A 26,073-nucleotide genomic window follows, 5' to 3' on the forward strand; every position below is an offset into this window, starting at 1 on the left:
TTTAGCATGATATCACCATCTGTAATACTCTCCAGCTGGTTCACCATACGAAGTAAAGTTGTTTTACCGCAGCCGGAAGGACCCAGCATGATGACCAGTTCGCCTTGCTCAACTGTAAAATTCATATTTTCGATTGCTTTGACGTTGCCGTTGTATATTTTTGTCACGTCGTTGAAATGTATCATATTTTCACCCTTATTATTTTTTTACACCCTTTGGCGTAAATAGATTTTCGATCAAGCGCAAGAACAAATCAGCAATCAATGCCAAAACCGCAACCGCGATTGCACCTGCAAGGATCATCGTGTTATTGGTACGCAGAATCCCTTGATAGATGATGCCGCCAAGGCCTCCTGCGCCGATTAGCGTAGCAATAGCACCGACACCGATATTCAGTACTGTTGCAGTACGGATACCAGCCATGATCAAAGGCATGGCATTTGGGAGCTCGACTTTATAAAGGCGTTGAAAGGTTGTCAGACCAATCCCTTTTGCTGCATCGCGTATATCGGGATCGACATTGCTGATCGCCGTGTACGTATTCCGGATGATCGGCAGCTGTGAGTACAGTACAAGAGCGATAATAGCTGGCAACGTACCGATTCCTTCGTTGATGAGTGAAAGGACTGGAATCATGATTCCAAATAAAGCGAGACTTGGAATAGTCATCATGATAGAAGCAATTTGGAGAATGGTGGAGGCTGCGTATTTATTGACGGAACAATAAATACCTAATGGTACACCGATCACGATAGCGATGATAATTGCTAAACCAACAAGCTTGATGTGATCCCATGTGTATCCAAGTATAAATGTGAAATTACTGATGAAATATTCGATTAAAGCTGTAATGGGAGGGCACCTCCTGTTTTTTTGTCATGCAAAAGTTCTTGTCAGACTTTTGCTATCAACTTATACCCAAATATATGAGCATCCTAACATGAAAAATTAACCAGTTAAAGCTGGGATCAACGCATGGCACAAAGTATGGTGTAAAAAGGGGTGACTTTTGAGGATGGCTAGGCATCAGTTAAGAAGGCTGAAATTAAAAAATGCGCTAATACAAGGGTATTCCGTATATTCGTTGATTAAAAAAGGACCTCCACGCATTATCCGTGGAGGTCCTTTTTAGTGATTTTAATGTAATTGAGGGAATTACATTGATACAAGATGTCACCTAAAATTAGGTGCATCAATATTAAAACGTTCTTCAACTAAAGATTTTACATCAGAAGAGGCTTGATCATATGAAATATTCTTTATTTCTTGAATCTCTCCAATAAGAAACTCTTCTGCATTTTTATATACTTTTTTGTCTGATTGAGATAAACGACCATCCGTTGTATGGAAGTGCATTAGATCTCTTATTATCTGACTGATTTCTAACGTAGTACCTAATTTCATCTTACTGTCCAAGACTTTAGATCGTTCACTTACTGAAGAAGGCAAAGGAACACCATTGTCATAGAAATCTAATTTTACTTGCTCTAATTGTTCTAAAGAAATGATTGGGCGTAGACCATTCTGGTTTTCGCTTTGACTCGGTACAAACACATGTAACTTTTTATAAGGAAAGAATATCTTGAAATACTCTCTTTCCCTCATAATTTCTGTTGATTCTATGGTCCCTGTTCCGTGAAAAGGATAGAATACACTATCTCCGCCTTTAAGCAAATTAACAATCTCCCTTCAAAGATACTTCTATTATAACACAAACTGGTCCGGTGCATTTTTTGCTTGTAGGATTATTGTTTAGTGGGGTCATCTTCTCTATTCAAAATGTATGGGCAAGCTCAATGATTAAGCGGTTAAAATCATACAAGGTAGTTACTGCTAATGAGCATTGTCTTTGGATTATATGTGAGCTGAATGAAATAAAATAACAAAAAAATGTTGATTTTTTGTAATGTTTCCTGTAGGATACTCATTATATTAATAATTGAGCGTTGAACGGATTACAGTAATGTGTGTTCTCCCTGTTAAAGAGAGCTGACGGTTGGTGCAAGTCAGTACAAAGAACAGCATGAATTACAGTCCAGGAGCATCTTCTTCGAACCGGTTGGTGAGGGGAAGACGGTGAAGAGCCGTTATGATGAAATGAGAGATTGACATAATAGCCGTGTCAATAATTAGGGTGGTACCGCGTAAAATCACGTCCCTGCTGATACATTTCAGCAGGGATTTTTTGTTTTGAAAGCTAAATATAATGATAAGTGATGAATGGATTGAAGTAGTGTATGTTCTCCCTGATACAGAGAGCTGACGGATGGTGCGAGTCAGTGCAAAGAACAGCATGAATTACGATCCAGGAGCTTTCTTCTTCGAACCGGCTGGTGAGGGGAAGACGGTTTATAGCCGTTATGAGGAATGAGATATTGACATAGCTTATATGTCGATAATTAGGGTGGTACCGCGTAAAATCACGTCCCTGCTGATACACTTCAGCAGGGATTTTTTGTTTTAAATAGCTAAATAACAAGCATTGAATGGATTGAAGTAGTGTATGTTCTCCCTGATACAGAGAGCTGACGGATGGTGCGAGTCAGAACAAAGAACAGCATGAATTACGATCCAGGAGCTTTCTTCTTCGAACCGGCTGGTGAGGGGAAGACGGTTTATAGCCGTTATCTTAAATGAGAGATTGATATAGTTTATATGTCGATAATTAGGGTGGTACCGCGTAAATCACGTCCCTGCTGATACATTTCAGCAGGGATTTTTTGCTTGGTTGGACAGTTAAGGAGGTGGTTAACCATGGATGATGACTATTATTATACAAAATTAATCAGAACAGGATTTGATATAGAAAGAGGAGAAGAAGATGAGTCAGAATGGTTTGCGGAAAGAGCTTTTACCTAGGCACGTACAGTTTTTAGCATTAGCGGGTATGATCGGTACCGGTATTTTCAAAGGAAGTGGTGAGACATTAGGGATTGCAGGGCCTGGTGTAGTCGTTTCTTACTTATTGGGCGGGGCCCTGCTGCTGATAGTAATGGTTGCTTTAGCTGAAATGGCCGTCGTATATCCGAATCATAATGTCCAGCACTTAGTTCATAAGGCATTTGGCTTTCATATATCCTTCATTGTTGGATGGCTGTACTGGATTAACTGGACACTTGTTACCGTTGTAGAAATACTAGCTGCAGGCTCATTCTTGCAGTTTTGGTTTTCCAATACGCCGCTTTGGCTGTTAAGTGCAATTTGTGCAGCACTTATCATTGGAATAAACAGCCTACAAGTTAAATTCTACGGAGAAATGGAATTTTGGTTTGCTAGTATTAAGATTATTGCTCTTGTACTATTTATCCTATTAGGCGGTGCGGTGCTGCTAGGTTTGACGGATTTTGCCCCAGATACACCAACACAGCATCTATTCGGCCATGGCGGCTTCTTCCCGAATGGTATGCAAGGAGTATTTGCAGCATGCTTGATAGTCATGTTTTCCTTCGGGGGATCTGAGTTAATCGGGGTAGCGATTTCTGAAACAAAAGATGTGAAGAAGGTTTTGCCTAAAGTAATCAAAGGCGTCGTTTGGCGAGTATTGCTGTTTTACATTCTCCCAATCACAATCATTGCGGGACTGATTCCTTGGAACCAGGTCGCTGGAACAGAAAGTCCATTCATTCAAGTAATGGATGCTATCGGCATACCAGGCGTTGCGCACGTAATGAATTTCATACTTTTGACCGCAGTTCTATCTGCTGCTAACTCTGGTATGTTTGCCACTTCCAGAACGATGTTTTCACTGGCTGAAAAAGGTGAAGCACCAAAACTATTAACGAAGACTTCTAAATCAGGTGCACCGATCAACGCTATATCTTTAAATGGTGTGCTATTGTTGGTAGGTGCAGGACTTGCTTATTTTGCGCCTGAAAGTATCATTGGAACGATGATGACAATTCCTGGCTTCACTATGCTGCTGCTATGGCTTAGTATTTGTGCAGCGCAGCTGAAATTGCGTCCGGAATATGCAGATATGCCGCATTTCAGAATGAAGCTGTTTCCTGCGACGACAATTGTCGGGATTGCAGGGCTGGGAATCATTCTGGTAGGTTCGACATTCAGTAAAGGGATTTCAGTAGGAACGGTTGTATGTTTTACAGCTTTAGCAGTCCTGACCGTATTGGCAGTAATTATGGGTCGGAAAAGAAGAGAAAAAGAAACCAAATTAAAAAATGCTCAATGAAATTAAATAGACAAGGCCGAAAGAGTCACTACAAGTGGCTCTTTTTTCAATGAATGAAAGCGGAAATTTATCAAGGTGAAACACAATACGTCAATTTTTCTCCAAATAGTCTAAACAAAAAGGAGCACGCTATTACGCTGCTCCTTTCTTTGTGTGTTTTATTAGATTAACGAAGTATCAGAAGCTCGAATCAACATCCATTTTCCAGAATTTATCTTTGGTGATTTTTTTATATGCCAGTGGTGTCATACCAACAGACTCGCGAAATTTAGCAATAAAATAGCTAGTACTATTAAAGCCTACTTGATAACCCACATCCGTGACACTTGTATTTGGATCCTGCAGCAGGAGCAGGCTTCTTTTAATACGATAATCCATTACATAATTCAAAGGGGATTGTTTCACTATTCGCTGGAAATACCGACAGGTTTCGGAACGGCTTAATTGACCGGCTTTTGCGATATCAGATAAAGTTATTCTCTCATTAAAATGAGCATGAATATAAATAAGCATTTGTTTCATGCGCTGATTCTTTACTATTTCTGTTTCTTTGTGTTCCAATGGTATTCCGTTCATGATTAAGTTTTGCCATATGAAATTAAGGTGATGGAGGACACTTATCTCAAAATAAGGTGATTTTTGCTCGATTAATTGGTGAATTTCCATCACGGCCCTTAAAATGTTTTTCTCCCAATCTCCATCTGTTCCTATCTTTACATAAGCCAGATTTGTCGCTTGGATATAGGGATAAACATATTTAGCGTGCAGATCCTCTGTTAGAAGTGTGAGGGGCGAAGCATTTAAGCATATATAAACACAGTTCGATGCAGCTTGATCATCTGCTCTGTGCAGACAGTTGCTGTTAATAAAAATTCCTTCCCCTTTTTGAACGACCACTTCCTCTTCATTTATCTGAAATAAAGCCTTGCCGCTCGTAACTAGCACAAATTGAATCTCATTATGCCAATGAAGTGGAATATGTCCATGTACATTTTGTTTAATGGTTGTCTCATAACATGCTACAGGCAATTGAACTGTTTTGTGTTGAGTTAATTCTTCTAGTTGCGGAGTGATCAAGAAATCTCTAATTTGCATGCTGTTACCTCAATATAGTTATAATTTTATATACAAATTTAGTATTAAATTGCTGTTCTTTTATTTATGATGACACTATTGTAACAGAATGAGGAGGTTATCAGGTGAAAGATAGTCGTGTGTTAGGTATAGTCTTAGTGCTCACCGGAGCTACTTTATGGGGTGTTTCTGGAACAGTAGCTCAATTTCTATTCCAGGTGAAAGGATTCAGTACGGAGTGGCTTACAGTGGCAAGACTTCTTGTTGCAGGAGTCATCTTATTGACGATTTCTTATATAAAAGAAGGGGAAAAAGTATGGGGGGTCTGGACAAGTAAAAGTGGCGCGCTACGTATTATTTTATTTGGGATACTAGGAATGCTTGCAGTACAGTATACATATTTTGCTGCAATTGAACACGGTAACGCAGCGACCGCAACCATTCTTCAGTATTTAGCGCCAGCACTCATCACATGTTATTTGGCTTTGCGATCAAGACGTCTGCCATCATTTACAATTATTATATCTGTCGTAATAGCAATTATAGGTACATTTCTTTTAGTTACAGGAGCTAACCTTCAATCTCTTTCCGTGTCAGGGCGGGCCGTATTTTGGGGCGTTGCTTCAGCATTCGCTTTGAGTTTTTATACTTTACAGCCCTTAAGACTACTTGCGGACTGGGGATCGAAGATTGTTGTTGGTTGGGGCATGCTGATTGGTGGTGTTAGTTTCAGCTTCATACATCCACTATGGAAGGTACAAGGGGATTGGACATTATCTTCTCTAGCAGCTGTGCTATTTGTCATCATTTTCGGCACGATAATTGCTTTTTATTTTTACCTGGAAAGCACAACACATATTGCAGCTTCCAAAGTGAGTCTGCTGGCTTCTGTGGAACCATTGTCTGCAACATTTCTTTCTATCTTGTGGTTTCATATTCCATTTGGTTTAGCAGAGTGGATAGGTACGATGTTAATTTTAAGTACTATTACGATTTTATCGATAGTGAAGGATGACAGGAAGTAGCAAGCTTAAATTGCGTAAGCTAAAATCCGGAAAAGTAAGGAAATCACGTTGGAATAGTTTGGGTTATTTGGTTCTACACCATGAGATTAATGGATAGTTCGGCGTAATTTTGTGACGAAATTAAGAGTGGAGAATGGCTTTTGGTTATCTAACAAGTGTTATTCATTAGAGTATAATAGGCAATTGCTGTGACAAATGATAGAATGAGGTGTCGTACATATAAAAATCAGGGAGACGTTTCTATGGCAAATGAGAAAAAACTGGAAGTAGCAGCAGATAAAGAATTATATAATTTTCTTTGCGATAATATAGATAAATTGAATGATGCTTGGTTTGCAGGACTTAAAAAGACAGAAGGGGTTTATGGTTCTGATGATCAAGCAGTTATTGATGTATTAAAAGAACAAAATAAAGGTTTCCATACCCGTTTCTGTGAGTTATTTGATCCGGAAAATCCTCTATCTTACGAGCTATTCGAGGAATGGATAGTGGAGATATCAAAAGATGAGCAGCATTTAATTACACCGATAGATGATATTATTGATGAATTCAATAGAACGGAATCATTATATTTGGAGCTATTGGAAGACTTTGTGGCTGAACATGATTTATGCGGTAAGGAAACACTTAGTTATACGAGAAAGATTACTAGCGCTTTTAATCAGATCATTGTCTGGTTTACTAGAGAGAATAAAAAACAAGCAGAATTCAAGCTGGCTGCACAGCAAGCAATGATCCTGGAGCTTAGTACCCCAGTTATTTCATTGACTCCAGAAGTTGCACTGCTTCCCCTTGTAGGTGATATTGATACAAACAGGGCTAAGTATATGATGGATAATGTTCTTTCACAGTGTGCGAAATTGGGAGTGGATTACTTATTCATTGACATGTCAGGTGTGGTAATTATCGATACAATGGTTGCTCACCGTATATTTAATATAGTCAACTCTTTGAAGCTGCTGGGAGTAGAAACTATTTTATCTGGTATAAGACCTGAAATAGCGCAGACTGCAACGCAATTAGGAATTGGTTTTGATGTTAAAACTACGCATTCTTTAAAAGCTGCCGTAGACAGATATATATTGAACTAAGACAGAAAGAAACTCTCCATTTTTCGTTTAATATAAATGGAGAGTTATTTTTTTGCTTTATATTGAATTGCTTCTTTTAAAAGTGCTATGTCTTGGTTTATATGTTTTTTTATAGATTCATCTGGACATCTATCGAAATCATGCATTAGATTGGCAAGCTCTCTGTAGATTAATTTCTTTTCATTTAAGCGCATTTCTTGCCTTCCCCCCAACCTTAATACTTTGCCCAATATTTGATTACCTCAAACCTTTATTTCTAATTGAGGGAAACTTTACATATTCCATTCCCCATCTTTTATTAAAAATAAAAGCAACCCAATTCCTATTTTATAAGATTGGATTGCTGCTTTGATAAATATTTAGTTAGGTCCAACTATGGAATGTGGTACATAAGGTTCTTCGAGAAAGGCAATATCTGCAGCTGTTAGCTTAAGTGATAAAGAACCTACAGCATCTTCAAGATGGGATATTTTCGTAGCACCGATAATCGGGGCTGTAATGTTTTCTTTTGAAAGCAGCCAAGCCAGCGCAATGTGGATACGAGGAACACTATGTTTCTCTGCCAGTGAGGCTACTCGTTCTGCCACCAATCTGTCTGCATCAGCAGTTGCATCATATTTGGATTTTTGGATTTGGTCCGTTTTGGAGCGATATGTTGTTTCTGCCCAATCACGTATCAATCTTCCGGAGGCAAGCGGGCTGTAAGGAGTCACTCCTATTTTTTCTTCTTTGCAGAGAGGAAGCATTTCCCGTTCTTCTTCACGGTATAAGAGGTTGTAGTGATTCTGCATCGATACAAAGCGTGTCCAATTATTTTTCTCTGCTACATGTAATGCTTTCTGGAATTGCCAAGCGTACATGGCAGAAGCACCGATATATCTTGCTTTTCCAGCTTTCACGACATCGTGCAATGCTTCCATTGTTTCTTCGATAGGGGTATTGTAGTCCCAGCGATGGATGATATAAAGGTCTATATAATCTGTGCCGAGTCTTTTAAGGCTTTTATCAATTTCACTCAAGATGGCTTTTCGGGAAAGCCCTGCACCGTTTGGACCTTTATGCATACATCCGTGAACCTTTGTTGCTAACACAACTTCGTCGCGATTGGCATAATCCTTTAAAGCACGACCTAGGAATTCTTCACTGGTTCCCATCGAATACACATTAGCTGTATCAAAAAAATTGATTCCAAGATCAAGAGCTTTTTTTATGATAGTGCGACTTTGCTCCTCGTTAAGAACCCACTGATGAATCCACTTTTCTGCTTCACCAAAGCTCATACACCCGAGACAGAATCTAGAGACATCCAAACCCGTATTTCCTAGTTTTATATATTCCATTGATATAATCCTCCTTTTATATTTTGTTCATTACTGTCTCTTAGATTGTCTCATATAGACTAATTAAACATGAAACCCATTCATATCAAGTTTTTGCCTGATCCTCTCAAAAGCCTTTCAAAGTAAAAAAATATCAATTAAAATGAACACATCTAAAATAGAAGGGATGGCAAATAAGACATGAGTAAGGATTCTGAAAAGCAGCAAGTACTGAGCAGACTTATCAGCAGACAAACCACTCAAGATGGCGTTCATGCTACTTCTATCGAATCGTTATTTCTCATCCGCGAATCCTTGATCAGCGAACCTATAGCTAGAGTTAACGAGACTTCTTTTTGCATTATTGTCCAAGGAGAAAAAGAGGTGTGGCTGGGAGAAGAATGCTTTAGATATGGACCAGGCAATCATATCGTGGCATCTGTAGAGCTGCCAGTAACAGGGCAAGTCATTCATGCCTCAAATGATTATCCCTATTTGGCCCTCAAACTTGAATTTACACCAAAAGAAATCTTAGAGATCCTTAATGAAACAGACACAAAATCCGGGAAGAAACGTGATACAAAACGAGCCATGTTTATCGGTAACTCAGACTCCTCTTTGTTAGATGCGGTAATTAGGCTAGCTAGTTTGTTAGACAGCCCAAAGCATATCCCGATACTCGCTCCATTATGTAAGAAGGAAATACTGTACTGGGTTATGCAGGGACCAAATGGGGACGCACTTGAACAAATGGTATTAGAAGGCAGCAATGCTGTCCGAATTAGAAATGTAATTGAATATATCATTTCTGACTTTGATAAACCTTTCCGAATAGAGGATTTAGCGGAGATAGCGAATATGAGTATCTCTTCTCTGCATCGGCATTTTAAAGAAGTAACTTCATTGAGTCCGATTCAGTTTCAAAAGCAGTTGAGGTTGCAGGAAGCCAGGCGTTTGTTATTAGCTGAGTTACCGGATATAGCGGAAGCTGCTTTTCGAGTAGGTTATGAAAGTCAATCTCAATTCACCCGCGAATATGCCCGGATGTTTGGTTTTTCACCTAGAGAAGATATAAAGAGACTTAGGGTGGATTCGGCGGAAAAAGTTTGAGGGTTGAAAAGAAAAAACAAGTTGTCGAGGTCTTTCCGACAGCCTGTTTATCTAGTTAGGTCTAATCAATACCTTACCAAGGCTGTCTGGTTGGTCTTCTGTTTTGCTCCTGAGTTTTATGATGTCAGAAGGGATCATTAGTTATATAAAAAAGAGCCATCAGTACTTTTACAATACGGATGGCTCGTTCTATTAAGGGACAGCTGGAATTTCAATTTTGTCGTTTTTATGTATATCTTCCGTACCAGCTTCTAAGGCAGTTTTGTAATAAAAGCATTTATGCTCGATAAGTTTCATTGTTTCTTTTAATTCTTCCATTTGTTTTTCCACCACGGATTTTCGTTCCATAAACATGTCAAATCTCTGCTGCAACGTAACATCTCCATCTGTACACCAATCGATGAAGGTCTTTATTTCCTTTATCGGCATACCAGTTGATTTCAAGCATTCAATGATATTTAAAGCTGCAATATCGGATTCTTTAAATAAACGCTGGCCGCTTGCTGTACGTTCAACAAAAGGCATCAATCCTTCCTTGTCATAGTAACGCAAGGTGTACGCTGTAACATTTAATTCCTTTGCTGCTTCACTGATCGTATATGTCTTCATCGTAGCTCTCCTTTTCCATAAATATATAGACTTCGAGTCACTCTATGAATAGGAAGGATTCTATCATAGGATTTCATGAACGTCAAAGTGAAGGAGGGTTTAATACATAGTGATAAAAATATTTACTCAGATGCTTGACTTAGAGTTGACTCTAAAGTTTACAATTGTTTACAAGAGAAGAAAGGATAAAGTCTGTCCATGTTATTCTCTGAAACTATAAACTTTATTGGAGGATTTCTAAATGGTTATCGCTAAAGCACGCGCTGTTGACGGTCCAGACAAACCCTTTAGAGCTGCTGAAATTGAAAGACGTGATCTTGATTTACATGACGTTTTAATCGAAATCAAGTTTGCCGGAATTTGCCACTCTGACATACATACTGCTCATGGAGAGTGGGGACCAGTAAACTATCCGCTTGTACCTGGACATGAAATCGCAGGGATCGTGACAGATATCGGTTCAGAAGTTACTAAATATAAGATCGGTGACAGAGTAGGCGTCGGATGCATGGTTGACTCATGCGGAGAATGTGAAAATTGCGTAAAAGGGGAAGAGCAATATTGCCATAAAGGAAATATCCCAACTTACGCTGGCGTAGATAAATATGGCGAACCTACACAGGGAGGCTATTCTTCCCACATCGTTGTAACGGAAGAATTCGTTGTAAGTATCCCTGATAATATTGAACTTGATGCTGCAGCTCCGTTGCTTTGCGCTGGTATCACGACATTTTCTCCACTAAATCACTGGGGAGCTGGACCAGGTAAAAAAATTGCTGTTGTTGGTTTAGGTGGTCTAGGTCATATGGCTGTCAAAATTGCACATGCAATGGGTGCTGAAGTGACAGTTCTATCACAATCATTGAAGAAAAAAGAAGATGGCCTGCAATTTGGTGCGAGCAACTACTATGCCACAAGTGATCCAGAAACATTCGACAAACTTGCGGGATCCTTTGACTTAATCATTAACACAGTTAGTGCAAAGATCGATCTGAATGCATATCTCGCCTTACTAAATCTTGATGGCACTATGGTTAATGTCGGCGCTCCAGCTGATCCGTTGTCATTAAACGTACAGTCTCTCATCGGTCATCGTCGCTCGTTTGCAGGATCCTTGATCGGAGGAATCCGCGAGACACAAGAAATGTTAGATTTCTGTGCAGAACATAATATTGCTCCTGAAATTGAAGTGATAGCAGCTGACCAAATCGACGAAGCCTATCAACGTGTTCTGGCTTCAGATGTAAAGTATCGCTTTGTTATCGACAATAGTACGTTGTAACATTTGTAACTTTTAATCTTAAGGATGTCCCGTTGCTCTGACCTGGGACATCCTATTTTAATATGAAGCTAGTACAGGTAGTGATGAAACTTACGAAACGTTCCTGAGGAAGGTGTAACTTATGCTGGTCACTAAAATAACAGTAAATCTTCACCGAGGATTACAGGCAAGGAATACGGCAATATTTGTTGATAAAGCATGTTCCTTTACAAGTGATGTAATCCTTTCTAAAAACGGGATGTCCAGTGATGGAAAGAAGCTCATGAGAGTGATGGATTTGAATGTCAAGGATGGTGATGAAATCACGCTTATGGTGAATGGCTGTGATGAGCATGTTACTTTTGATACGTTGAAGAGTTTCCTTATAGATAAATAGAAATATAGGGCACGTAATCTTGGGCAGAATCAAAATGCAAATCAAACTGTGACCTCAATAGAGATTTTTAAGGTGAAAAAGCAAGACATCCGGATATAGCTTGCCTCAAACACAGCTGCAAGAGATGACAAGCTAATGAATGTATATAAAAGGAACGATTTGAAACTAAGAAGTATTCGAAGCGTTCTTTTTTTATGTCTTCATGGAAGGAAGTCTCAGCAGAAAGAATTGCTGCCAGCTGCCAAGAAATCATGGAAGAAGATAAGGAAGTTGTTTTAGCTGTCTCTCATGAAGCGGCTTCCTATTTAGGAAACGGCTTATTTAACATTCTCCGTGTGTATTCTCATTTAAAAAAGCTGCACTATGGCAGCATGGTTGAACATTTATTATAAGTAAGCTTCGTTTGGGTCAGAAAGCTCTTCTATAGCTAGAAAATCAAAACGCACAGTCTGATCCTTGCCTTGGGGACTGCATGCAAATAATCCAGCTGCAATAGGGGAGTCATCTGGAAGATCTAAAAAAGCGATGCGCATTTGCATCCATTCTTCGCCATCCCAGGAAAAGTCGACATAACAATTTTGATTGATCCTCGATAAACGTAAGTATAAGTCAATCTCTTTATCCTTGACATATTGTGTTGACCAATCGGAATACCCTCTATTTGTAACTACTGCGCCAAGCTTACTCAAATTAGGTGTTATATATTCTAAGGAGGATTTAACCCAGGTGTTTTTGGAGTGGCGAATCATTAATCCTGCATGGTCATATTTTGAATTTGGCATAGCTTTAACTTTTGTGGTCATTCTAAAGTTCTTATTTGTCTTTATATACAGAAAATGCCCGTTATCATTTTCAAAGCCATAATGTGTTTTTTGCCAGAAATCAGTTTCCTCATCGGTTTCTAAAACTAATTGGGAACTCGTCGTATCTATAGACCATTTACTCGGTTCATTATGCCATCGGAGTAAATTACTTAATTCTCTACTTTTGAATTTCTCATCTAAAAGAACTGATTTCACCATCTTGATTCCTCCAAATTTTTCATTTTTTAGCATTTCATTATGATTATACTTTCCCTGTCTCCACGTTAGAATAGGGTAATATACTCTATTAACTGACCTGTCCATTTGATTCAAATATGACTTGATTTCTTAAGTAAGACCTTATACAATGTAGTGAATTGAATATTGCTAAATGTTTTCTAGGGTTCCGCAGCTTGGCTGGTCTGGTCCGAGAGAAAACTCACAGTATTCACTGTGTCACGGAAGGATAAAAGCCTGGGAGAAACTGTTTAACAGTTACTCCCAGGCTTTTTATCTTTTCATGGACAAACTAAAATTCGGAGGTGGAAGAATTGAACAAACATTGGTTCATGGTAATCATTGCGGCAGTTTTTGAAGTCTTATGGGTTATTGGATTAAAGCATGCAAGTGGTGTCTTGGAATGGATTGGAACTATAATAGCGATCGCGATTAGCTTTTATCTGATGATTAGGGCTGGGCGCTATATACCTGTCGGGACGGTTTATGCTGTATTTGTAGGACTGGGAACAGCAGGTACCTTTTTCTCGGAAATTCTCTTCTTTGAGCAGCCATTCGTTCTTAATAAGTTCTTGCTTGTAGCTTTATTACTTGCAGGGGTCATTGGATTGAAACTAGTAACGAAGGATCATGAAGCAGAGGGGGCAGAACAGTAATGGCATGGACATTTTTAATTTTAGCAGGACTGTTTGAAATGTTTGGTGTAGCAATGATAAATAAACTGCATAAGGATAAAAGCTGGAAACCAGCAGTCTTCCTGATTCTTGGATTCGGCGCTAGCTTTCTCTTTCTCTCTATAGCGATGGAAAGCCTGCCTATGGGCACAGCCTATGCCGTGTGGACAGGAATTGGTGCTTCTGGTGGAGCGATTGTGGGGATGTTATTCTTTAATGAATCAAAGGATTGGAAAAGGATTTTGTTTATTGCTTTGGTACTGGGTGCAGCAGTAGGATTAAAACTGGTTTCTTAAAAAGTCAGCTCCAAATTGGCATCCTCCTAGTTTCAGTGGACTGCTTATTGTTGGGGATGTAATGAGGGAAGCCTGCGATGTACCGTTAACTTAGTATGAAATAAAACTACTCAAGCGGAATCCTGCTTTGGGAATATTTTTATAAGTGTTATCATACAGGTAGGATTCATAATTGACGGTTGACGTAGGAAGAACTCATGTCATATCTCATCAGGAGCAGGTGATACATTGGGAGACCTAATTCATAGATTGCAAACCAAAGCATTCGAACTAACAGAAGCCCAGCGGAGAATTGCTGATTATGTTGTACAGCATCCCATGGAAGTTGCATTTCTTACTGTTGACAAATTAGCTTCAACTGTAGGAACAAGTACAGCTACTATAATGAGATTTTCGGCAGCAGTTGGCTATTCCGGCTTTTCAGAACTACAGAGGGAACTTCAAGCAAACATGAAGCATAAAGCTGCTCCTCAAACTAGGTTAGAGGCCAATTTGAAGGATGCTGATAAAAGCGATCTTTTGCAGCAGCATGCTGAATTGCAATTAGAAAATATCCAATATTCCTTAGACAATATAGCTGAGAGTACTTTACAGGAAATAATAGAAAAGATAGCGGCATCAGATAATATTATATGTACAAGTGTGCGGAGCGGAAGACCAGTAGGAGAATACATATCATTTGGGATAAACAGGATTTTAGGGAATTGCAGGTATATTGATGCGGATAAAAGTGAATGGGTTGATGAATCCGTCAGTCTTACTTCGTCGGATTTAATAATAGCCGTGAGCTATCCGCGGTATGCTGAACGAATCGCAAATATGTTAGAAGTAGCTAAGTCCTGTGGTACTGAAATCATTTTGATTACCGATGGTTATTCTTCTCCAATGACAAAGTATGCTGATTTGATTTTACCTTGTTCTTCAGCGAGTGCAGCTTCTCATAATTCCATAGTGTCAGCCATTTTTATCGTTGACTACATTCTAAGTGCTTTAGCTATCAATTATCCTGAAAGAACCAAGCCTAGACTTGATAAAATCAATGAAATCCTTACAAAAATGAGTTACCACACAAAACGTTAATTGTGCGGTAACTCATTTTTATTTTGAATATTTTTCCGTGAAAGCGCTTTACCAAAATGAGATAGAATGGTATGATCGCGTTATCAAAGTAATATATATTACTCTAATTTTAATTTAAGTAATATTTGTTACGGGAGGAGCTTAGATATGGAAAGTGTATCGTTATTACCAAACGAACTAATCGAGCGAGCAAAAAAGTTGAATACAACACTTCTTGCCGATGTGATGGGCTGTACAGGTTCGATGGATTACCGCATCAAACCAGTAAGCACTGGTATGGAATTTGTGGGAACAGCTATGACAGTGAGCTTAAGACCCGGAGATAATTTATTTCTTCATGAAGCTATCTATTCGGCAAGGAAGGGACTTGTACTGGTAGTCGATGGAAAAGGACACACAAATAATGCTTACTTAGGAGAACTTATGGCTAGTTCAGCCCAAGCCATCGGAGTAGAAGGTATAGTCATTGATGGACTTGTAAGAGATAAAAAAGCACTGGAAGAGCTGAAATTTCCTATATACAGTAAGGGGTTTAATCCGAATGGTCCTTTCAAAGATGGTCCAGGAGAGATAAATGAAGTCATCTCTTGCGGGGGTGTCCGTGTTGCGCCAGGTGATTTAGTTGTAGCGGATGATGATGGTGTAGTTATCGTACCAGTCGATAAAATTGACGAAGTACTTATGAAGGCGTCAGAAAAATTGTCTTATGAAAAAAAACGCCTGGAAGCAATTGCCCAGTATTCTCATCAGGAACATCCTGATCCAAAGTCTTTAGCACCGAAATGGCTGGAAAGTAAAATGAAACAATACCAAGAATAGGGGTTGAGAGATATGAAGTTAGGTTTTGTCGGGTTTGGAGAAGCTGCTTATGAAATGGCATCCGGACTGCATAGTGAAGGCATTGATAGATTCTATGCATTTGATCCACTTTTAGATGATGTGAATCTTTCCGAACGTATAAGAGACAGAGCTTCCAAAGCAAATGTAGAGCTGCTGGCAAGTGCTAATGAAGTATTGGAGATATGTACAATTGTTATTGCTGCAGTACCTGCCAACAAGACGTTAGAAGCAGCACAATCACTAACCGATAGCTTTAAGGATGATTTGATTTATGTCGATGTATCTGCTGCCACACCAGAAATCAAGAAACAGGTAGCCAGTGTAGTAGAGGATGGAGGCTCTTTGTTTGTAGATGCAGCGATGCTAGGGCCACTACCTGTTTATAAACATAAGGTACCAATCTCGGCAAGTGGAAACGGGACAGATTCCTTTATAAAAAAATTAGCGGGATACGGCATGCAAATCACTAAAATAAGTGATAATCCTGGGGATGCTTCAGCTCTTAAACTTATAAGAAGCATCTATATGAAAGGCGTCGTTGGTTTGATGGTTGAATTTTTAGAAGCAGCTAAGACATATGGAGTTGAAGAACCGGCCATTCGTTCTATTAACGAAACAATGAATGCCAAGACTTTTGTTGAAACAATGAACCGGCTTGTAACAGGAAGTGCACTTCACGCGCAAAGACGGGCAGTGGAATTGAGTGGTTCAATCGAGATGCTGCAGGAATCGAATTTAGATGCGAGTATGTCGATTGCTGCACAGAAGAAATTGGAACGTCTAGCTGATTTAAATATTTCCGAAAAATATAAAGGAAAAAAGCCAGACACTTGGGAAGAAGTCCTTGCGTTGCTAATGAACGAAAACGAAGTATATCACACTTAGAATGTAAGCGTTTTAAAATACAGAGACCAAGGGGAGGGAGACCAAATGACGGGTTTTATCGCACTGGTTGTGTTTATAGCAGTTATTATCATCTGGAATGTAATAGTAAAGCGCAACATGGGTGAAGCGATGTTTCTAGGATTCGTTGCCACTGTTTTGTTTGGAGGAACTGAGGCTCCAAGATTATTTTGGGAAGGATTAGTATTTGCCTCTACTTATGAAGTATTATACGCTGCTGTTGCCTTTGTTTTCATGGCTTACTTAGTTGATCAGCTCAACTTGATTCAAGCTCTTTTACGTATATTCAACTCACTCATAGGCAAGCTGCCAGGTGGTGCAGCCTACATGAGTACGGTAGGTTCTGCCATTCTTGGCGCTCTTTCAGGATCCAATTCAGCCAATACAGCAACAACTGGATCAATTACTGCACAATGGATGATTAGATCCGGATGGAGCCGTGAGACGACAGCGACTATCCTGGCTGGTAATGGCGGTTTAGGCGCTGCATTGCCACCGAATTCTTCCATGTTCATCATGCTTGGATTTGCACCGATAGGAGCAGTGGTTACAGAGGGTGACTTGTATATTGCTCTTTTGATCGGAGGTGCTTACCAAGTTATTTACCGAATGATTTTAGTATTCTTGCTCGTTAAGAAAAATGGTATCAAGGCTCTTCCATCAGAGGATATCGTTGGTTTCAGGGAAGCTCTTAAACAAGGATGGAAATCCATTTTTATATTCCTCGGTGCGTTGATTCCTATACTTGTCACTGTCGGTCCGCTTGCGGAAGCGCTGGAAAACAACCCTGATATTGGACCAGAGGCAATGGATCAGATTTCATTGATTACTTGGATACCTATACTTATCATGATTATAAGTTTGATCATCGGCTGGAACAAAACACCTGGTTCACTTGTGAATTGGTCACGGATGTTATCATCTGCTATACCGCAATTTACGACGATTGGCGCGCTCATGTTATTCGCAGTAGCAGCCAGTGAAGTCCTCTCACAATTAGGACTTGCGAATGATCTTAGTCAAATTACTTCTTCTCTTGATATACCAAAATGGCTGATGGTCCTTATGGTAGGTATATTGGTTACTTTAGTAGCGGGACCGCTATCCTCTACAGCTACGCTTACAGCAGTTGGTTTAGTATCATTTTCTGCTTTAACTTCTGCCGGAGTAGACCCATTGGTGGCAGTAGTAGCTATACTGGCCTTCTCTTCAACTGAAGGGGCCTCACCTCCAGCTTCAGGATCGATATTCATTGCCTCCGGACTAGCAGGAGCAAGACCGGAAAAAACTTTCATACCATTAATCGTATATTACATGCTGCCAATAGTAGGAATCGGGTGGCTGATCGGCATGGAGATATTACCAGTATAAAAGGGATAGGAGTTGGTATAGATGCGTAAGCTTGCAGAACTGTTGTTTAAACTATTTCTTATAGCATTCCTGGCATGCGGTACACTGCTGGTGTTTGGGCAGATTCTGGGCTTGATCCTGCAAAATGGAGACCTGATCATCCAGAGCGCAGAATGGTTTAAGAATCCAACCATTATTTTGAGTGCCATATTCAGCCTTGTCGGCTTCACTTTGAACTACTTGCCGAAAGAGAAAAATAGTGATGACCAAGATAAAAGTATGTCTGGCAGTTGATCCATGATACAGCAAAAAAGACCTGAGCTATAATGACTCAGGTCTTATTATTATTTGATGTGTATACCTGGGGAAGAATGGAAGCCTTCTTTCCCATTGATCTTTACTTCCGCAGTAACACCTGGTCAATGATCCCATAATCCTTCGCTTCCTCTGCACTCATAAAATAATCCCTGTCGGTATCGGCAGCTACCTTCTCAATCGGCTGGCCGGTAAAGTCTGCAATCATCTGGTTGATATGCTGTCTTTGTTTGATTATCCTCTTGGCAGTGATTTCAATATCAGCTGCTTGACCTCTGGCTCCACCAAGCGGCTGATGAATCATGATCTCACTATTTGGCAGTGCATATCTTTTCCCAGGAGTGCCTGCAAGCAGCAACATTGCACCAAAAGAAGCAGCCATGCCTGTGCAAATCGTTTGCACTTCCGGTTTGATAAACTGCATTGTATCCAGAATAGAAAAACCTGCGGATATCGAACCACCAGGACTGTTGATGTACAGCGAAATGTCTTTCTCTGGATCATCAGCAGCTAAGAATAACAGCTGTGCCACAATGGCATTAGCCATACTATCATTAATTTCCTCACTGACCATAATGATCCGATCCTTTAACAGCCTGGAATAAATATCATAGGATCGTTCTCCCATATTCGATTGCTCCACTACATAAGGTATTGCAGTCATTGCTTACACTCTCCTTTCGTTCTTCATAATTAGAACGAATCCAGAATGACATACGATACGGGCAAAAAAAATAACTGCATCCTCAGGCTGCAGCCATGTATGGATTCGAATTTTTTTGAAGGTAGGGCTTGGGGATATGAAACAACCTAGGAAGAATTCGAATAATACCTGCTGGATCACCTTTGTTGAGAGACAATTCTACCAGCTCAAAAAACTCTTCCTGTTTTACATTATCCCACGAGCTCTGGACGAGGGGGTGCATCCTCTCCGTTTGAATATTCATGCGTCCTCGATGCAGGAGCGCTTTTACAGCTGATTCTTTTAGTTCAAGCAGATCTGCAATTTCGGCAGATTGAAAATGAAAAGCTTCCTTTAAGACAAACACAATCAACTGCTTTGGAGTGAGTTTTCGCAATTGCTCCATCTGCTGTTCATTGTCCTGTCTTACAGCTGGCGTTTCATCCTGAATTTCAGGCACAAGTTCTTCTTTCTTTTGTTTACGTATTCTGTCTATCCAGGCGTGATAAGCAATCTTTTTCAACAGACTGACCGGGGGTGGAAACGTTTCTTCAGGATAGTTCGTCAGCGTCTTTAAGACTGCCTCTTGCGTTATTTCTTCGCTATCCCATTTATTCTTCGTTAGATACAAACAGTAATGCGTTAACTTCTCCATAGTTTCCTCTATCTGTGATTGACGATCCATTTGCTTGGGCTGCGCCATATATTCACCCCTTTATTGCTTATACGTTTTCAACTTCTACAAAGATATGGGTATTCATTTATTTTACTATAAAAGATTTCTTACAGGAGGCAACACTTATATCCACATTGGAACTTGACGGAAAAAGGACTCCGTCTTAAGGCGGATACAAGTCCATTCCTCAGGATGTTTTCTTGTTATTTCCAGTCGTTTATGCTTAGGGTAACAAATGGAAAGAAGGTTGGGAGAATGGTAGAAGAAGCAAGAGTAAGCAAATGGCAGCTGTTTCGGAATCGCAATTTTAGACTCGTTTTTATTAGTATGTTATTTTCTGCTCCAGGTTATTATGTGTACTTAATGGGAGCGGAGTGGCTGATGCTGTCCATCACGGAAAATCGCTTTTATTTTGGAATGCTCTTTTTTGCAGCATCGGTGCCTCGGCTATTATTCATTGTTATTGGCGGTATAACAGCCGATCGTTTTTCAAAGAAGATAATCCTGCTGCTATCAGACGGCTCCAGGGCAGTGCTGGTAGGTATTGTCATCGGACTGTTGCTGACAGATGTACTGCAGCCTTGGCACTTACTTGTACTCTCTGCCCTTTTCGGTGTTTCGGATGCTTTTTCTTACCCAGCGGCAGGATCGTTATTACCGGAAGTACTTAAATCGGAAAACTTGCAGCAAGGGAATGCCATGGTACAGATGACGAATATGATCAGTCCTATTCTGGGTCCGGCAATTGGTGGAAGTCTCATTGTGTTAGGTGGCTTTTCAGCAGTATTCACTCTTGCTGTTGTCATGTTATGTGCCGCCACGTTATCTATATCCTTGCTGCGGATCTCTTCTAAGGACGAGACAACTGCAGAAGTGAAAAAATCCCCATTAGAAGACGTAAAAGCAGGTTTTCACTATGTTAAACATCATCCACTGATCCGTACAATTATGACAGTAAGTTTCTTTATCAATTTTTTCCTGACAGGTCCTGTCTCTTTATCTGTAGCTTTGCTGGCAAAGGACGTTTTCCAGACAAATGCGCTAGGTCTGACTATTTTGGAAGGTGCTATGGGAATTGGATCTCTTACTGCTGCTCTTAGTCTTGTATTATCGAAAAATCTTAAAAGTCCAGGTTATACAGTGATATTCAGTTTGATCATCATGAGTGCATTTTTCATCCTATACGGTTCTGCGCTTCATTTCTGGTCTTCGGCTGCAGCTATATTCGTTATTGGTGTATGTTTGCAATTTACCAATATCCCGATTTCAACTATGCTGCAGCAAACAACTGATCGGCGGATGATCGGCAGGGTGATGAGCATTATGGCACTTGCTTCGACTGGCTTGATACCAGTGTCTTATATGGTTACATCAACACTGCTTGGAATGGGAATCAGTATTCAATTTCTTTGTGTAACCGGAGGAATACTCGTGATGGTTACTGGGATTTTATGTTTGCGAAATAAACAACTTACTTCATTTAACAGTTATAATAAGGTAGAACAACAAGAAACGGTATAAGCAGGTGGGTTATTATGAAACGTTTATGGAGCAATCTTTTTGCAATCGCAATAATAGTGATCGGTCTGGTGCTGATTTTGTCTAACATTGGTGCAATTGACTGGAGCTACAGCCAAAGCTGGCATTATCTATACCCCGTATTCATCCTGTTACTAGGGCTGAAATTATTGATTGATTTCTTAAGGGGCGAAGTGGGATTCTGGTTTGGTATATTCTGCATGCTGTTTGGCGGACTGCTGATCCTTGATCGGTTTGAAGTCCTTACATTTGAATTTAATGATATTTTAAAGCTTTGGCCGCTTCTTATCATTTACTTTGGATTCAGTCTGCTTCGCTCAGGCAAGAAGGGGAAGAGGCGTCAAGCTGGAGTGAATATGGAATGGGAAACTGGAAGTCAAAAGAAGAAGGGCAAAAGAGCTTATAAAAACTATCATAATTATGCAGTGGGAGAGCACAGGTTTGATAGTGAGGGCTGGACAGTTGAACCCACCCAGGTGAAGAATGCGGTAGGCGAGTATTATGTGGACTTTACAAAAGCCTTTATACCGAACGACGAAATACCATTTCATCTTAAAGGCTGGGCAGGGGAAGTACGAATCATTCTCCCCGATAATGTGGAATTCCGCTTGGAAGCTTTGATTAAGGCTGGAGAGATAAATGTTTTTGGAGAACTTTCAGAAGGCATAAATCGACGAACGTATTACGAAACCCCCGGATATGCAGATGCAACCCGCAAGCTGGATATTTTTATTGATTATAAGGCTGGACAAATAAGAGTGGACCGGATATGAGGTGGCAGTGATGCTGAAAAAACTTAATAGTATTCGATACTCGTATATCAAAACAAACTTACGCACAATGTTCCTGAATGCAATTCTGCTTCTTGGCGTCCTGCTGTCCATCCACGTTTTGCTGGAGCCGATATGGCTTAGTGTACAAGCAATCTTTACATTTTTGCTCCTATATATCATGCTTCATTCCCTTACATCCATATTTGTTGGATTTCAAGACAGCAAAGAAATAAAGGATCGAATGGATCATATATCTTTGTTTATTACAATGGTTGCCAATGGCAATTATCAGGCGAAGATTGTAGACAACAGCCATGATGAAATTGCTCGGATAGGTAAGGATTTAAATGAGTTGACAGATAAGATGCATTCGCAGGTCAAATCACTTCAACGTTTGGCTGATGAAAAGGCAGAGCTTGCCGAGGGTGCACATCGAGCAGCTGCAATGGAAGAGCGGCAACGACTTGCAAGGGATTTACATGATGCGGTCAGCCAGCAATTATTTGCGCTTACGATGATGTCAAAAGCGGGCATGAAGCTATTTGATAAAAATTCGGAAGCTGCAAGGGACAAATTCGCAGAAGTTTCACAAATTGCGCAGCAGGCTCAGACAGAAATGCGTGCATTGCTTTTGCATTTGCGACCTGTTCATCTTTCTGGTGACTCTTTAAGCAGCGGGGTGAGGAAGCTGATCGATGAGTTGAAACAACGTACCCAACTTGTTTTTCATATACATATAGAAGATACGATGCAGTTGTCGAAATCGGTGGAAGAGCATCTGTTTCGTATAATTCAGGAAGCTTTGTCGAATACACTGCGTCATGCTGAAGCGAGTGAAGTGACGGTCGAGTTGCTGACAAGAGGAATGGATGTGGCAGTTACTATCCAGGATAATGGCAAAGGCTTCGATACAGCAGCTATGCAACAGCGTAAAACATCGCTTGGGTTAAGGTCCATGCAAGAACGCTGCGAAGAATTAGGAGGGACATTTATGCTGCGGGCGAGCGTAGGTGTTGGTACACAAATAGGTCTCCGAATACCAACTAAGTGAAGGAGTAGGCAGGATGATAAGAATAGCAGTCATAGATGATCATGATATCGTAAGAAAAGGACTGATAGCGTACTTAGAAACAGAAGATGGTTTCACTATCATTGGCCAAGCGAGCAGCGGCCGGGAAGGCATCCGCTTGGTTCTGACGGAGAAGCCAGATGTCGTACTCATGGATTTGATCATGGAAGATGGTACAGGGATAGAGGCCACTAAAGAAATAATGGCAGCGGGATCTGCTGCTAAAATTATCATTCTCACTAGCTTCTATGATGATGAACAGGTATTTCCAGCCTTGGAGGCAGGTGCTTTCAGTTATATGCTGAAAACTTCAACAGCTGAACAAATTGCTGAAGCCATCAGGAAAGCAGCCATCGGTGAAACGGTAATGGAAGCAGCTGTTGCAGCGAAAGTAATGCACAGCTTTCGCCAAAAAAAACAGCTCCTGCATAATCAATTGACCGAAAGAGAATTCGAAGTATTATGCTGTATCGGCCATGGAATGACGAACCAGGAAATTGCAGATAAGCTTTACATAGGCATCAAAACAGTTAAAACACATGTGAGTAATACACTGGCAAAACTGCAAGTGAATGATCGCACGCAGGCAGCGGTGTATGTGCATCAGAATAAATTGCTTTAGCATGCTGATATGTTTGGGTTTACCTCAATAAATAGAAACTATACTTTTGTGCTAATGGAGAATGCTATATGCAGCATTCTTTTTTCTAATTTGCTACTGACTCCTTTTCAAATAGATGTTACTTTCTATATCTCCTGCACGTTATTGCTGTTTGAAGCTTCATATAGTTATAGATAGTTTGTGCATGTCGTCCTTCTTGTGTACGGGAATTGATTAAAGGGCGCAGCCGTTTCAAAAACATCTGATCGCATTCACATCGATTACCATGTTTTTGATAGCATATATCATGCTGTTTACATGCAGCATCTACCCTATTTACGGGAGCACCAGGGCCGCTGCAACCGGGACCGCACCAATTATATCCCGGGAAAATACAGAAACGTGGCATTATTATTCCTCCTTATAAGAAACTCTATAGTCCAACCTATTCATCATGCATATAAAATGTATATGCGATTATCATTTTAAGATAAAAAAAGGGGCAGCTCTTTGTTGGAAGAGAAGGGAATAAAGGAAATGCAATTATATTTTTGGGTGTGACTAGTGTTAGTACTACGTAGATTGGATGGATATCTCAACTGCAATTACATGCATAAAAAAAACTGCGTATCAGCAGCTTTTTTACTAGTCGAATATTTAGTCATTGAAGTATCTTAAGGCACTATCAAAGATTACCGGATATAGAAAGAGCATATTTTCACTCTAATGATTAGCCAACTCTACTTATTTGCCATATACGCCCTAGAAAGGACTGGACGGCTCTGGTCCCACATGACGTTGACTGGAATCCCGAAGAAATCTGAAAGCCGTTCACTGGAAATCATGTTAGATGTACATCCAGAGGCAAATACTTTCCCGTCCTTAAGCAGAAGTGTTTGATGAAATATAGGCAATATCTCTTCAATATGATGCGTTACATAGATGATAGTAGGTGCATCAGGTTTCTTACTGATTCTTTCAATGGATTCCAATAATGATTCGCGTGCTAAAAAGTCCAATCCATTGGCAGGTTCATCTAATATGAGCAGAGGCGGGTCTGCCATTAAGGCTCGTGCAATTAAAACGCGCTGTTTTTCTCCGAGCGAGAGCGTTTCGTAGCGGCGATTTGCATAAACAAAACAGCCAAGATCATGCAATAGCTGTGCGGCTCTAGTTCTCATCTCATCGGTAGGTGTTTCGAACAGCCCGATGGATGCAAAAGCACCGCTAAGTACAACTTCAAAAGCATTATCACTAGAGTCGAATCTTTGCTGGAGCGAAGAGGAAACAAAGCCAATTTGTATCCGCAGTTTTTCGGCAAGATAAGTCTTTCCAAATTCCATCCCCAAAACACGCATATTCCCGGTAGTGGGGAAGGTGTAGGCATTCAGTAAACTCAACAGAGATGTTTTGCCGGAGCCATTCAGCCCTAATAATACCCAATTTTGTCCCTTTTCCACCTTCCAGTTCAAATCCTTTAAAATCCAGTTACCGCCTCTTTTAAGAGAAACATCCTTCAATTCAACTATCACATCCATTACCTCCTGCAGGCTGTTATCTATTAGGCTAATTAAATCAGATTGAGTAATCATTATCGAAACATTAAGATAATTTAGCGCATGGGGAACTGCTTTACTAGCAAGCAGCTTCCTATAATGAAATGATCTGTAATGCAATTACTTCACGTTCAGTAATTTGTATAAGTGCTAATTTGGTCAAGATCCCTGAAAAAGGATATATCCTTTGCTGTGCCAGCTGCTGAACAGCTGACTGTTGATCTGGGTTAAGGTGGTTGGCAATTGTCATATGCGGAATCCAATTTTCCGGTGTGTAAAGAGAAGATACAGCTTGCAAGTTAAAGATTTCCCGGTGTAATTCAGTTAATGCTCTGCTCGGATCGGGAAGCAGCAGAAACGAATCACTTCTCATAAAGCTGCCAAATAGTCTAAAACGTAAGGTGAGGGCTTCATAGGAATTCGTTAACCGCACAATCTTTTGTGACAAACCTGGGCTAAATTCAGTGAAGGATGAGAAGGTAAGGTGGGGGAAGTGTCCCTTACGACGAAAAGGATAATCAGTGATTTCTTTTTCACGCAATTCTTCCCACAACTTCACTATTTTATTTTCGGTTACGCCGTCAAAATAACCTATTATCGCATACAA

Annotated in this window: 31 protein-coding genes, 1 riboswitch and 3 other annotated features; of the genes, 18 read left to right on the forward strand and 13 right to left on the reverse strand. The window is 40.2% G+C overall.

Annotation, left to right across the window (positions count from 1 at the left end):
* The 3 genes from CHH91_RS04910 to CHH91_RS04920 all read right to left on the reverse strand — a co-directional run.
* A partial coding sequence (locus CHH91_RS04910; RefSeq protein WP_141234127.1) for an ATP-binding cassette domain-containing protein occupies nt 1–185 on the reverse strand: 185 nt, incomplete at its 3' end.
* A gap of 13 nt (nt 186–198) precedes the next feature.
* Nucleotides 199–750 (reverse strand): ABC transporter permease, encoded by a 552-nt coding sequence (locus tag CHH91_RS04915; protein WP_437112192.1) that lies wholly within the window; start codon nt 748–750, stop codon nt 199–201.
* A 423-nt stretch (nt 751–1,173) separates the two neighbouring features.
* Nucleotides 1,174–1,674, reverse strand: a complete 501-nt coding sequence (locus CHH91_RS04920; RefSeq protein WP_176465678.1) for a CarD family transcriptional regulator — start codon at nt 1,672–1,674, stop codon at nt 1,174–1,176.
* A 263-nt stretch (nt 1,675–1,937) separates the two neighbouring features.
* Nucleotides 1,938–2,163: a binding site (T-box leader), on the forward strand.
* 44 nt (nt 2,164–2,207) lie between these two features.
* Nucleotides 2,208–2,433 (forward strand) — a binding site (T-box leader).
* A 40-nt stretch (nt 2,434–2,473) separates the two neighbouring features.
* Nucleotides 2,474–2,698: a binding site (T-box leader), on the forward strand.
* A 123-nt stretch (nt 2,699–2,821) separates the two neighbouring features.
* Between CHH91_RS04920 and CHH91_RS04925 the strand changes: the two genes are divergently transcribed.
* On the forward strand, nt 2,822–4,186 hold the full coding sequence (locus CHH91_RS04925) for an amino acid permease (RefSeq protein ID WP_095222368.1): 1,365 nt from the start codon (nt 2,822–2,824) through the stop codon (nt 4,184–4,186).
* A 177-nt stretch (nt 4,187–4,363) separates the two neighbouring features.
* Here the strand turns inward: CHH91_RS04925 and CHH91_RS04930 are convergent, their stop codons facing one another.
* On the reverse strand, nt 4,364–5,281 hold the full coding sequence (locus CHH91_RS04930) for an AraC family transcriptional regulator (RefSeq protein ID WP_095222369.1): 918 nt from the start codon (nt 5,279–5,281) through the stop codon (nt 4,364–4,366).
* A 104-nt stretch (nt 5,282–5,385) separates the two neighbouring features.
* On the opposite strand from CHH91_RS04930, the gene CHH91_RS04935 reads away from it, so the two are divergent.
* Both CHH91_RS04935 and CHH91_RS04940 read left to right on the forward strand, forming a co-directional pair.
* Entirely contained in the window at nt 5,386–6,285 is a 900-nt protein-coding gene (locus CHH91_RS04935; protein ID WP_286160697.1) for a DMT family transporter, read from the forward strand.
* A gap of 242 nt (nt 6,286–6,527) precedes the next feature.
* Nucleotides 6,528–7,376, forward strand: a complete 849-nt coding sequence (locus CHH91_RS04940) for an STAS domain-containing protein (protein WP_176465679.1) — start codon at nt 6,528–6,530, stop codon at nt 7,374–7,376.
* Between the two features lie 44 nt (nt 7,377–7,420).
* Here the strand turns inward: CHH91_RS04940 and CHH91_RS20230 are convergent, their stop codons facing one another.
* Both CHH91_RS20230 and CHH91_RS04945 read right to left on the reverse strand, forming a co-directional pair.
* Nucleotides 7,421–7,606 (reverse strand): hypothetical protein, encoded by a 186-nt coding sequence (locus CHH91_RS20230; protein ID WP_141234130.1) that lies wholly within the window; start codon nt 7,604–7,606, stop codon nt 7,421–7,423.
* Between the two features lie 129 nt (nt 7,607–7,735).
* Nucleotides 7,736–8,716: an aldo/keto reductase gene (locus CHH91_RS04945; RefSeq protein ID WP_095222371.1), complete on the reverse strand. Its 981-nt coding sequence runs from the start codon at nt 8,714–8,716 to the stop codon at nt 7,736–7,738.
* A gap of 180 nt (nt 8,717–8,896) precedes the next feature.
* Here CHH91_RS04945 and CHH91_RS04950 point away from each other — a divergent pair, with 180 nt between their 5' ends.
* A complete protein-coding gene (locus CHH91_RS04950) occupies nt 8,897–9,805 on the forward strand; it encodes an AraC family transcriptional regulator (protein ID WP_095222372.1) in 909 nt (302 codons plus the stop codon).
* 192 nt (nt 9,806–9,997) lie between these two features.
* On the opposite strand, the gene CHH91_RS04955 is transcribed toward CHH91_RS04950, so the two are convergent.
* On the reverse strand, nt 9,998–10,414 hold the full coding sequence (locus CHH91_RS04955) for a MerR family transcriptional regulator (protein WP_095222373.1): 417 nt from the start codon (nt 10,412–10,414) through the stop codon (nt 9,998–10,000).
* 241 nt (nt 10,415–10,655) lie between these two features.
* Here CHH91_RS04955 and CHH91_RS04960 point away from each other — a divergent pair, with 241 nt between their 5' ends.
* From CHH91_RS04960 to CHH91_RS04970, 3 genes are all read left to right on the forward strand, one after another.
* On the forward strand, nt 10,656–11,696 hold the full coding sequence (locus CHH91_RS04960) for an NAD(P)-dependent alcohol dehydrogenase (protein ID WP_095222374.1): 1,041 nt from the start codon (nt 10,656–10,658) through the stop codon (nt 11,694–11,696).
* Nucleotides 11,697–11,817: 121 nt separating this feature from the next.
* Entirely contained in the window at nt 11,818–12,072 is a 255-nt protein-coding gene (locus CHH91_RS04965) for an HPr family phosphocarrier protein (RefSeq protein ID WP_095222375.1), read from the forward strand.
* A 194-nt stretch (nt 12,073–12,266) separates the two neighbouring features.
* Nucleotides 12,267–12,464, forward strand: a complete 198-nt coding sequence (locus CHH91_RS04970; RefSeq protein ID WP_095222376.1) for a hypothetical protein — start codon at nt 12,267–12,269, stop codon at nt 12,462–12,464.
* On the opposite strand, the gene CHH91_RS04975 is transcribed toward CHH91_RS04970, so the two are convergent.
* A complete protein-coding gene (locus CHH91_RS04975) occupies nt 12,459–13,094 on the reverse strand; it encodes a DUF1349 domain-containing protein (protein WP_095222377.1) in 636 nt (211 codons plus the stop codon). The two genes, CHH91_RS04970 and CHH91_RS04975, sit on opposite strands and share 6 nt — an antisense overlap.
* Before the next feature lie 168 nt (nt 13,095–13,262).
* Nucleotides 13,263–13,358, forward strand: a riboswitch (guanidine-I (ykkC/yxkD leader).
* A 68-nt stretch (nt 13,359–13,426) separates the two neighbouring features.
* Between CHH91_RS04975 and CHH91_RS04980 the strand changes: the two genes are divergently transcribed.
* The 7 genes from CHH91_RS04980 (at nt 13,427) to CHH91_RS05010 (ending at nt 18,549) form a co-directional block, all read left to right on the forward strand.
* A complete protein-coding gene (locus tag CHH91_RS04980; protein ID WP_095222378.1) occupies nt 13,427–13,768 on the forward strand; it encodes a DMT family transporter in 342 nt (113 codons plus the stop codon).
* Complete coding sequence (locus CHH91_RS04985; protein ID WP_095222379.1) at nt 13,768–14,082, forward strand: DMT family transporter; 315 nt, start codon at nt 13,768–13,770, stop codon at nt 14,080–14,082. The genes CHH91_RS04980 and CHH91_RS04985 overlap by 1 nt, the downstream gene beginning before the upstream one ends.
* 228 nt (nt 14,083–14,310) lie before the next feature.
* Entirely contained in the window at nt 14,311–15,162 is an 852-nt protein-coding gene (locus CHH91_RS04990) for a MurR/RpiR family transcriptional regulator (RefSeq protein ID WP_095222380.1), read from the forward strand.
* A gap of 147 nt (nt 15,163–15,309) precedes the next feature.
* The gene (locus CHH91_RS04995; protein ID WP_095222381.1) at nt 15,310–15,981 is read left to right on the forward strand and encodes an RraA family protein; all 672 of its coding nucleotides are present in this window, start codon (nt 15,310–15,312) and stop codon (nt 15,979–15,981) included.
* A 12-nt stretch (nt 15,982–15,993) separates the two neighbouring features.
* The gene (locus tag CHH91_RS05000) at nt 15,994–16,887 is read left to right on the forward strand and encodes a DUF1932 domain-containing protein (protein ID WP_095222382.1); all 894 of its coding nucleotides are present in this window, start codon (nt 15,994–15,996) and stop codon (nt 16,885–16,887) included.
* A 45-nt stretch (nt 16,888–16,932) separates the two neighbouring features.
* Complete coding sequence (locus CHH91_RS05005; protein WP_095222383.1) at nt 16,933–18,276, forward strand: TRAP transporter large permease subunit; 1,344 nt, start codon at nt 16,933–16,935, stop codon at nt 18,274–18,276.
* Between the two features lie 21 nt (nt 18,277–18,297).
* A complete protein-coding gene (locus tag CHH91_RS05010) occupies nt 18,298–18,549 on the forward strand; it encodes a hypothetical protein (protein WP_095222384.1) in 252 nt (83 codons plus the stop codon).
* 103 nt (nt 18,550–18,652) lie between these two features.
* On the opposite strand, the gene clpP is transcribed toward CHH91_RS05010, so the two are convergent.
* Both clpP and CHH91_RS05020 read right to left on the reverse strand, forming a co-directional pair.
* Entirely contained in the window at nt 18,653–19,234 is a 582-nt protein-coding gene (clpP, locus tag CHH91_RS05015) for an ATP-dependent Clp endopeptidase proteolytic subunit ClpP (RefSeq protein WP_095222385.1), read from the reverse strand.
* An 82-nt stretch (nt 19,235–19,316) separates the two neighbouring features.
* Nucleotides 19,317–19,955: an RNA polymerase sigma factor gene (locus tag CHH91_RS05020; protein WP_095222386.1), complete on the reverse strand. Its 639-nt coding sequence runs from the start codon at nt 19,953–19,955 to the stop codon at nt 19,317–19,319.
* A 228-nt stretch (nt 19,956–20,183) separates the two neighbouring features.
* On the opposite strand from CHH91_RS05020, the gene CHH91_RS05025 reads away from it, so the two are divergent.
* Genes CHH91_RS05025 through CHH91_RS05040 form a run of 4 tightly spaced genes read left to right on the forward strand, consistent with a single transcriptional unit; the run spans nt 20,184 to nt 23,931 of the window.
* Entirely contained in the window at nt 20,184–21,449 is a 1,266-nt protein-coding gene (locus tag CHH91_RS05025; RefSeq protein ID WP_095222387.1) for an MFS transporter, read from the forward strand.
* Nucleotides 21,450–21,463: 14 nt separating this feature from the next.
* Nucleotides 21,464–22,240 carry a cell wall-active antibiotics response protein LiaF gene (gene liaF, locus CHH91_RS05030; RefSeq protein ID WP_095222388.1) on the forward strand — a complete coding sequence of 259 codons (777 nt, stop codon included), beginning with the start codon at nt 21,464–21,466 and terminating at the stop codon, nt 22,238–22,240.
* Between the two features lie 10 nt (nt 22,241–22,250).
* Nucleotides 22,251–23,291, forward strand: a complete 1,041-nt coding sequence (locus CHH91_RS05035) for a sensor histidine kinase (protein WP_095222389.1) — start codon at nt 22,251–22,253, stop codon at nt 23,289–23,291.
* Between the two features lie 13 nt (nt 23,292–23,304).
* Nucleotides 23,305–23,931 (forward strand): response regulator, encoded by a 627-nt coding sequence (locus CHH91_RS05040; RefSeq protein ID WP_095222390.1) that lies wholly within the window; start codon nt 23,305–23,307, stop codon nt 23,929–23,931.
* Between the two features lie 118 nt (nt 23,932–24,049).
* On the opposite strand, the gene CHH91_RS05045 is transcribed toward CHH91_RS05040, so the two are convergent.
* The 3 genes from CHH91_RS05045 to CHH91_RS05055 form a co-directional block, all read right to left on the reverse strand.
* Nucleotides 24,050–24,319 (reverse strand): phospholipase, encoded by a 270-nt coding sequence (locus CHH91_RS05045; protein ID WP_095222391.1) that lies wholly within the window; start codon nt 24,317–24,319, stop codon nt 24,050–24,052.
* 331 nt (nt 24,320–24,650) lie between these two features.
* A complete protein-coding gene (locus tag CHH91_RS05050; RefSeq protein ID WP_095222392.1) occupies nt 24,651–25,442 on the reverse strand; it encodes an ABC transporter ATP-binding protein in 792 nt (263 codons plus the stop codon).
* Between the two features lie 118 nt (nt 25,443–25,560).
* On the reverse strand, nt 25,561–26,073 hold the full coding sequence (locus tag CHH91_RS05055) for a 2'-5' RNA ligase family protein (RefSeq protein WP_176465680.1): 513 nt from the start codon (nt 26,071–26,073) through the stop codon (nt 25,561–25,563).

It is taken from the genome of Virgibacillus sp. 7505, from assembly GCF_002272135.1.
In the GTDB taxonomy this organism is placed as follows: domain Bacteria; phylum Bacillota; class Bacilli; order Bacillales; family Amphibacillaceae; genus Terribacillus.